2 protein-coding genes are annotated in these 4,180 nt (G+C 59.0%); both read right to left on the bottom strand.

The features are described from left to right. Positions 1-482: 482 nt before the first annotated feature. Complete coding sequence (locus tag ACXMYJ_RS28630; RefSeq protein ID WP_460359487.1) at positions 483-2,240, bottom strand: UvrD-helicase domain-containing protein; 1,758 nt, start codon at positions 2,238-2,240, stop codon at positions 483-485. Then, entirely contained in the window at positions 2,237-4,066 is a 1,830-nt protein-coding gene (locus ACXMYJ_RS28625) for an AAA family ATPase (RefSeq protein WP_460359486.1), read from the bottom strand. Before ACXMYJ_RS28625 ends, ACXMYJ_RS28630 begins: the two co-directional genes overlap by 4 nt. Positions 4,067-4,180: the final 114 nt, after the last annotated feature.

The following is a 4,180-nucleotide window of genomic DNA, read 5'->3' as shown; positions in this document are numbered from 1 at the left end:
CACGACGACGACCCCGTCACGACGACGACCACGGCCCCGCTCACCACACCGAGCGGGGCCGTTCCCATCGGCCACTCGTCACCAAACTCGATGATGCCCATATCCTCATCCACAGCGACGGGCAACAGGCTGGTGCTCGCCAACGCCGAAGTCCCCGACCGGGACAAGTTTCAACGCTCACTGTTCAATTACCACCGGCTATGTGGTGCTGGTGGCGCCCATCGTGGCCTTCCTCTTGGTCATCCTTCCGACCGCCTGACCGAGTGTGGCGGCGGATTGAGTTTCATCAGCTAACCAACTTGTTTTGCACGTGCAATGGTTTGTACAACTGCGATGCAAATCCCAGTTCACGGCAGTTCCGCAGCTTCGGGCCGCCACGCGCGGCAGGCGGGTGTGTGAAAACTCTTCGGTCGAGTCGAGCAATTGAGCGTTCTTCTCTCACCCACTGCAGCCATTTGGGTGGTCGTCCGTGGCTTCCATCATCAGCAAACGGTTACCGTGTGCCGGACGCCAGCACTGACGAGGATCGACTCCAACGCGTCCCGTCGAGATGCAGGAACAACAATCACGAGCTCTTTCATCGCGCGACTGACTCCGACATAGAGCACCCTGCGCTGCTCGGAGTTGACGCCGTCTCCCCAATCGTCCAGAACGTGAGAAGGTCCGGACGCCGTTGACGGGAGCGCCATGATCACCGCTTCGAACTCATCACCCTTGACCCCGTGCACGTGGCCCCAACGAAGTGAGTCCGGAGTCTCCGATAGTGCTCCTACAGTTCGACTTTCCCAGAAGCTCCACACCTTTTCCGGAATTTTCATTCGGGTGCCCAAACGCTGAGCAAGCTCCACGCGCGTGCGATCGGCGAAGTCCTCGAGGATTGTGCGCACCTCCAATTTGCACGAATCGGGGTCACCCCAATCATTCGAAGAACGCAAAAGCTGGCTAACCACCCCTCGAAGTTCTTCTGGCGTCACTTCGAGATGCTCGAGTTGGTCGGCCCTTCCTTCCACCTGCAGATCGTCAGGCCATGAGAATTGGTTGAGCACGTACGCCTCGACGCGGCGGATCGCACGCATCCTGCCCGTAGGGTCTGTGCCGGAACGTAAGTCAGCCAAGGCGACCAACAGTGTCTCCATGTGCGAACTGCCATGGGGCGGTTCTTTACCTGTGCGCAGAAGTGCTCGGGCGTCCGACCTTCGGTGAGCGATGACACGAGTTCTCATGACTGAGATTCCTGCTTGGCGGATGATCTTGTACGCAGCCTCTCCTGCGCGAACACCCGATCCGACTACGACATGGATGGTGTCAGATCCGCCAGGATGCTCGGAGTGGGGCTTCACTTCACCGATTCCGACTGCGCGCAGGCTGTTTACCACAGAACAGATGACAGGGGTTGATCGGTAGCAAGTTGTAAGTGTTGCTCGTTCCTCTGCCGCGACACCATCGCGAAACTGTTCGTATATTGCCGAATTGGCCTGGCGGAACTCGTATATGGCTTGGTCTGGATCAGCAACGGCAACAACGTGGATTCCTGCGTTAGTGAGATGGTCGACGATCGCGTGCTCGATCGAGTCGCAGTCTTGGAACTCGTCGACGATGATCTCGTTGAACCGTAGCGCCAGGAGAGGGAGCGGTGACTCGGCGGAGGCCAGTACTTCAAGAGCTCGGCGCCGCGCTGCAGTCGTGTCGTAGATGTGGGCGTCGTGGAGAGATGTGATCCTGGCGTGTCCAAGCTCGTTCACCTTCTGTCGCGACCATGGCGTGAGTTTCTCCCACGCTATTCGTTCCGTCCTGCTCAACGTGGCCTCGTCGATCGCCCAAACTCCTTCGCACTGAACGAATCGAGTGAGTCGAACACCTACCCCTCCAGATTGCGGTCTCACAAGTGCCATCGAGTTGCGCAGATCGTCCCAAGAGGTGACGTACGTAGGCCGACGACCGCCCAGTCGCATCGTCGCCGGCGTCACGACATATCGGCGGAAGAACAAGTCGAAAGTTCCTACATAGTTCGGCGGTTCCAGGAGGAGCGGAACGTCCCGGCATCGAAGTCGGGCGACATTCACTGCTGCGTTGGTGAAGGACAGCATCGCCACTCGACGGCCGTCGTCAAAGTCGCGTCGAAGTCGCGCAACTACGGTTCGAGTTTTCCCCGCTCCGGGACCTGCTTCGACGAGGCGGACCTTTGGAGCGAGCGCGTCAAGTTGTTCGTCACTGAGGCCGAGTGGGTTTCCGTCGCTCATTCTCGTTCCGTATCGACGTGAGCGACCGCGTCGATGGCATCTTTCAGATACGTCGGCACTTCGAGCGATGACCCGTCGTCGGACTCCAAAGCTTCTGCGACGATGTGGGCGAAATCGCCCTTTGCGATGTCTAAATAGACATCTTCGGTTGGAGATTTCGCCCGGATGGCGGCCGCGAATGTTTCCGCACGCTCGTCGGCCCCCTTGCCATCAACGTTGGCTACGACCTTCGCCCAGTGCGCCTGCGACTTTGGGTGTAGCTCGAGAAATGCTTTGTGCAAGGACTGTTCGTTCTCGGGCATCCTGAACATTTCTGCTTCTAGCGTCGTGCCGCCGACTACTACGGTGAGTCGCCCAGCTTCAACGTGGCTCGCGAAGCGCTCTTTGTAGAGCGTCCGCCTTTCGTCGCCTGCGCCAGTGTGGTCTCGGTCGGTTACAACAACGACGCGATCTATCCGAGGGTGCTGACCGTCCAGCAGTACGCGAAGGTAAGGCTCGAAATCGACGCCCTCGATGCTTATCAATGTGGCACTGCGGAACTGACGCATTAGCTTCTTCGTCATTACGCCAGCGTCACCCTTGGAGCCGCTCGACTTTGCATCACCGGCTGCGGCCAGGCCAATATCGGCTGCGCCGGATTTCTTCGTGTTGCTGTCGTCGGCCGACTGTCCGTCGTCGGGTGTACACAGCTGGGCTGCAACCTGCCGGAGATGATGCTGCGCCAGTGCGGGCAGCACCAACATCTCGGCGATACCTTCGACAAGAACGACGTCGCGAGCGAACAATAGTGCGGCGCGGGTCGAGTTCAGGTAGCGATCAATCTTCCGGCGATCTGTATCCTTCAGACCGAGATCGCGGATGGCGGTCACCTTGGTGCACCAGTCGGCGCCGTCGCTGTCTCGTGCGACCACTACAACGTTGAGAATTGAGACTGTGCTCGCAAGAACCGGCGAGTGAGTAGTCACGACTACCTGTACCTTGCCGCCGGGTTGTGTGACATCGTCGCTTTGCCCGCTCGACTTTGCTTGGTCATGAAGGAAGTCCAGTAACACCAGCTGCAATTGGGGATGCAGGTGTGCCTCGGGCTCCTCGACGAGCAGCAGCGTCAGATCGCTGTCCTTCGCCCTCACAAGTTGCAGAACGATCATGGCGATGTAAAGCAGGTTCGCGTAGCCGAGACCCGTTGCCGCGATGTCCCCTATTGGCACCTCGCGCTCGGCAAGCTGGATACGCAACAAGCGAGCGATGCGGCGCATCTCAAGCTTTCGTTGATTGAGCTCGATGACATGCGCACGATTCGGTGGAGTCGTCTGTACGAAGAAGCTTTGGATTGCGTCCTTGGTGGTCACGGCGAGCTGATGTTCAGCAACTTTCGTAAGCGCCGAATTCGCGGTCTCAACGAAACCTCCCTCTAAGTCTGTATCAGGGCCAACCAAGATCCGGAGGACGTCGTGCAGCAGCGCCTGGTCGCCGCCGTCGAGATCTCTTACAGCGTCGCGTAGAGGGGGCAAGTAGACGTAGGAGATCCGCCGCCTTAACCCCGGCTCAGGGTCTTCGGCGCGCGCATCGCCAACTCCCCACGTCAGGACACTGCGCTTCGGCACATCGGCGCGAGTGGCGAATGTGGCAGTGTAGACAAGTTCTTCATGGGAATCGACCAGTTGCGCTAGGTAGATCGACTTTTCGATCTCGCTCAGACCTGAGTAGCGTGCAGATAAGTCGACAGGTGTGCCGGCTGGGCTGCCGTGCGACAGATCCCGCTCTCCAACGAACCAAGCCGTCTGGCGCCCCGAGGCCGGGAAAGCGACCAGCCGAGAAATTGTCAATACCTGTGGATCGGGGTGTTTCAGGCGACCTCCGTTCCGGTGCTCTCGTCACCGTTTGAAGGCGGTGTTGGTGGGGTGATGTCGGTGGGTCGTTCGAGTAGCTTGCCTTTGTGG

This window comes from Mycobacterium sp. ZZG, from assembly GCF_054786995.1.
Note: the sequence above shows the minus strand (reverse complement) of the source record. Positions and strands in the feature narration are given on the sequence as shown.

Excerpts from the sequence above, each read along its gene's own strand:
- ACXMYJ_RS28630 (WP_460359487.1), bottom strand. The coding sequence starts at position 2,240 with ATGAGCGACGGAAACCCACTCGGCCTCAGTGACGAACAACTTGACGCG.